Source organism: uncultured Cyclobacterium sp., from assembly GCF_963976465.1.
GTDB lineage: Bacteria > Bacteroidota > Bacteroidia > Cytophagales > Cyclobacteriaceae > Cyclobacterium.
Genome location: NZ_CAXBOC010000438.1, coordinates 1 through 4,866, shown reverse-complemented (window position 1 = coordinate 4,866; position 4,866 = coordinate 1). Strand labels below are relative to the sequence as shown.

Below are 4,866 nucleotides of genomic sequence, written 5' to 3'. Positions count from 1 at the left end.
AAACAGCTTAAAAATTGAAGTCAGCACGCTTGACCACTTGCTTACCAAGGACTACCGGGACAAATACATTACGATTGAAGGCTTGCATTTTAGAGGCGCAAATAATAATATTATTCATTTGGAGGGAGGGAATAATATCAAAATAGGCAATACTGAAATTGAATTTGCAGGTAATGATGGGATTCATGCTTTAAGTGTGGTCAATCTACTAATCGAAAATAATACAATACGCTATGCCTATAACAACAGCTTGAACTTAAGGTATGGCAATGATGAGGCCATTGTCCGAAACAATAAAATAAGCAACACTGCCACCATTGCCGGAAGAACACAAAACGATGATGCAGCAGGAATAGGAATCTTTGTTGGAGGAGATAATATACTGGTACAAAACAATTCAATTATAAATACGGGCTTCAATGGCATTCAATTTAGTGGTAACTATATCAAGGTCAAGAATAATTTTGTGGATAACTTTTGTCTGATCAAAACCGATGGTGGTGGAATTTATACCTTTGGTGGCACCAGTTACCAAAGGTATTTTGGTAGAAAAATTGAAGGCAATATTGTAGTAAACGGCAAGGGGAATCCGGCCGGCGCACCGAAAAGAGATGTGGAATCTAACCTATTGGTAGAGGGAATTTTTTTAGATGACAATTCAAACAATATTGACGTCACAGGGAATACTGTTGGGAATACCAGCAATAGTGGACTTAAAATAGCCAACGGAAATAATATTACTGTTGATAATAATTTGTTTTTTAACAATGGCAATGCCATTAGCCTGGGTAATAGTATCAATGGAAGTGACACAAGGAATAACCTAATAGTAAACAATCAATTTTTCACCAAGTTAGTCGACCAGAATTCTTATTTCATCAATACCTACAAAAACGACATCCCACAGATGGCAAACTTTGATCAGAATTACTTTTTCAGACCCATGGGAGATGAATTCAGTATACGAAATCAATTTCTAAAGAACGGTGAGAAGAAGCGCCTGTCACATGACCTAAATGGCTGGAAATCCAAATACAATAAGGATCAAAATTCAACAAGTAATACAGTTGATGTTTCTACCTATACGGTACATAGGCTTATTGGAGATAGCAAATATGCCAATTCTTCTTTTGATGAGCACATCAAGGACTTATCTTGTAGCAATTGCCAGGAAAGTTGGGATGCCAATAGTAAACTATCCGGAGGAGCTCTAAAAATATCCAACTCCAATCAAAGTGCTATTAAAGTAAACTTGGGCAATTTAAAGCAAGATAAAACCTATCTATTGTCTTTTAAAAGTTATGCAAGCAAACCTACTCACCTGGCTTTTAATTTAAGGTTCTCAAACAGCCCTTGGGAAAGGCTTTCCCCAATCAAAACCTTTAGGATCAATGAACAAGTGAACAACTATGAAATCCCTATCTCTCCTTATCAAGATGAAAATGAGGTTTCCTTAATGATTCATTACACTTCTGATGAACGCATAACTTATTGGCTAGATGATTTGGAGTTTGTAGAAGCAGAAATTACCCAAATTGATCCTGATGAGTTAATGCTATTCGAATACAACCCAAGCAATACCAACAAAACAATTAACTTATCCGGAACCTATGTTAATGCAAAATTGGAGCAATATTCCGGAAAAATTGTATTGCCTCCTTATAGTGCCTTGGCACTTTTCCGTACTTCTGACACCAATACACCCAATGGAAGCCAGCATGAATTGTATTACCATACGGGAGAAGGAGGCCCCATTGAATTCGATGGTCAAACCTTTGAGAGAATTAAAAGCGATTTTATAATCAGTTCCAACAGCAGTACCTTTAAGAACACCAATGCAAGCAATGAGCAGCTTTTTCAATCCGAAAGATTTGCCAATGAGTTAACCTTCCAAATACCGGTAGAAAATGGGGCCTATACCATCAAAACTTTCCATAATGAGCTTTACTTTGGTAAAGGTGGGGCTACAGCCAAAGAAGGAAACAGAGTTTTTGACATTTATTTAGAAGAGGAATTGGTGAAAGATGCTTTTGACCTATTTGCCTACAGCAACAATGCGGAGGAGATACTTACTTTCGAATCAGTTGAAATAACAGACGGTCTGCTTGACCTCAGACTTATAGCCAGCGCCAATAATGCCACTATTTCAGGAATTGCTATCATTTCGGAAAATAAACCAGACAGTCCGGACGCAGACTTCACCTTCTTTTTAAATACCGGAGGCCAGGATGATGCCACACTAATAGGTGAAACCTTTGTAGCTGAAACCGCTCATGCTACTTACTATAATGCCGGCTCTTCTCGATTTGAAAACAGTGATTTAGATGTTGAACCAATCTTTCAAACAGAAAGAAATGGGAAGCATGTGATTTATTCAATTCCGGTTCCCAGTGGCAACTATACCCTTTTCACCTTTCACAATGAGCTTTGGTTTGGCCATAATGGAGTTCAGGAAAAAGCAGCAAACAGGGTATTTGACATTACAATCGAGGAAGAAATCATGAAAAGTAACTTAGATCTTTTTGTGGAAAACCATAATTCCCCTACCCTATTTTCTTTTGAAAACCTCTCAGTAACAGATGGTTATTTAACCCTCGAGATGACTTCGAAGCTTAACAAAGCAAGCATTTCCGGAATTGCCATCATCGGTAATGGAGCAAATAATAGTGAATTGATCGAGGAATTGAAAAACCTACAGTCCTATTATTACAATATAACCGATAAAGAAAAACCAAGCGAAGAAGTTAGCTATCGGATTTTTCCAAATCCGGCAAAGGGTGAAACAAATTTAGAAATTGACGTTTATGTGGAAAAAGGAACCGTTGTGATATACAATAGCAATGGTCATCTTGTCAACAAGTTTGAATGGAACAAACCAACCGGAAATCAACTAAGCATTCCCTTAGAAAATTTATCCAAGGGCATTTACTTCATAAGTGTCAATGACGAGCACAACCTTCTTTTCAGGCAAAAATTAATTGTCAGCCCCTAAACTAACCGATGCTTCCGATGCTCAATTGAAGATTAAAATTATGAATAATAATCTTAAGAAAGCACTTAGAAATTAGATGGCTTGTTATCTTTATGACCCTAACAATATTGCCAAATAAACCAAAACAAGCGCCGAATGAGATTTATATTTTTATTGATTGCAATTTTAACGACCATGCCGATTATGGCACAGGATAATTTCCCATTGTGGAAACCAAGTGAGAAACTTCCTGAATTAAATGAAATCTCCATCATTGATAATATTGAATTTTCTGTCATCAAACCCTTTGAGTTTGCCAAAGACGGCTACAGATTTTTACACGGCCTGGCCTTAATCTGGCACAAAGACAAACTTTACGCATCTTTCGGTCACAATAAAAACGGAGAAAACACCGTAACTGAAGAGGCCAATTACCGGGTCAGTGAAGACGGGGGCAAAACCTGGGGGCCGCTAAAAAATATTGGAGGTGGTGGACAGGTTGCTGTAAGCCATGGCGAATTTCTATCTCATAATGGGCAGTTATGGGCTTTCCATGGTGAATATGATGGCATTATGGAAAACTTACGTATGCGGGCTTACCTACTCGATGAGAACACAGACACCTGGACCGATAAAGGCATCGTGGCGAGGGATAATTTTTGGCCGCTAACAGCTCCTGAAAAAATGGACAATGGCAACTGGATAATGTCCGGCTTTCAAGTAAATGAAACTGGAAGTGGCAATAACCCTCCGGCTGTAGCCATAAGCAAAGGTGATGATTTCACGAACTGGAAAGTGGTGGTAATACCTATGGATACAAAAAAAGTCTGGGGGGAAAGTTCAATATTAATTGATGGCGCCAATATCATTAATATTGCCCGCTGGGGCGAAGAAGCCATTGCATTGGCCTCAAAAAGTGCTGATTATGGACAAACCTGGTCTAAGGTTAGCACAAGTAATTTACCCATGTCCACCTCAAAGCCATATTCCGGCCAATTGAGTACTGGTGAGTATTTTTTAATTGGCGCAACTTATGATGGCGTCAATAAATCAAGAAAAACCTTAACCATTGCACTTAGTCAACCCGGCGAGTTACTCTTTTCAAAGGTTTTTGTAATCCGACATGCTGATTTCCCGGAAGGTGTAGGAGAATCCCACCCCAATGCAGCTTTGGCCTATCCTCATGCTGTAGAACACCAAGATAAGCTCTACATTGGCTACTCCAACAGTGGTGGAAAAGTGGGTCGGCCTGAAGGAAAAGGTAGAGAGTTATGGAACAACAACAGTGCTGAGATGGCTATTATTCCCATAGAAAGACTTACTCAACCCTAATAAATTTTTAATGTTATACATCAAGTTCAATAATCAATCTCCTTCCAAGTTCGAAGATTTTTTTAAGCTCTACCAACACATGGTGACCGTTCGACAACCCAATTTTAGTTTTAAGGAAGAAGAGCCTGAACCCATCGAATGGGAAAAATTATCGCAGGATGAAGTCGATAAGGCAGTAGAAAAGTTATGTGATTTTATATTTGAAGATCCTGCAGCAAAAAGGTACCAAAGGTTAATCCCTGAATACGCAAATGGGATTTTAATGGAGTACTTAAAAATTGATAATAAAAGATTAGGAGAGCTAGGAATTGAAGAAACTTTATCCATATTCAACTATCTGGAGTTCGGCTTTGAAGTGGATTTCACAAACCTGGAATTCAACGTGGAACAACAAGGCATCATCGAATTCTCAACATTGGATTACCCTTTTGGCGGTATTGACCGGTTTTTGATTGTATTAAAGGCATTTGATATCCTCCCTACGGAGTGTTTTGACGGTTTTAACGTTTTTAGATTTGACTGGACTAATAAGTTCGAATACAATGCCATTGACTTGCCGGAAA

3 protein-coding genes are annotated in these 4,866 nt (G+C 38.5%); all 3 read left to right on the top strand.

Going from position 1 to position 4,866, the window contains the following annotated elements:
• On the top strand, positions 1-2,992 hold a 2,992-nt coding region (locus AAC037_RS19745), incomplete at its 5' end, for a malectin domain-containing carbohydrate-binding protein (protein WP_339905032.1).
• Between the two features lie 135 nt (positions 2,993-3,127).
• A complete protein-coding gene (locus tag AAC037_RS19740) occupies positions 3,128-4,303 on the top strand; it encodes a sialidase family protein (RefSeq protein ID WP_339905030.1) in 1,176 nt (391 codons plus the stop codon).
• A 10-nt stretch (positions 4,304-4,313) separates the two neighbouring features.
• A partial coding sequence (locus AAC037_RS19735; protein ID WP_339905028.1) for a hypothetical protein occupies positions 4,314-4,866 on the top strand: 553 nt, incomplete at its 3' end.

Bases quoted from the DNA above. Each gene is read 5' to 3' on its own strand.
- AAC037_RS19740 (WP_339905030.1), top strand. From the start codon at position 3,128: ATGAGATTTATATTTTTATTGATTGCAATTTTAACGACCATGCCGATT.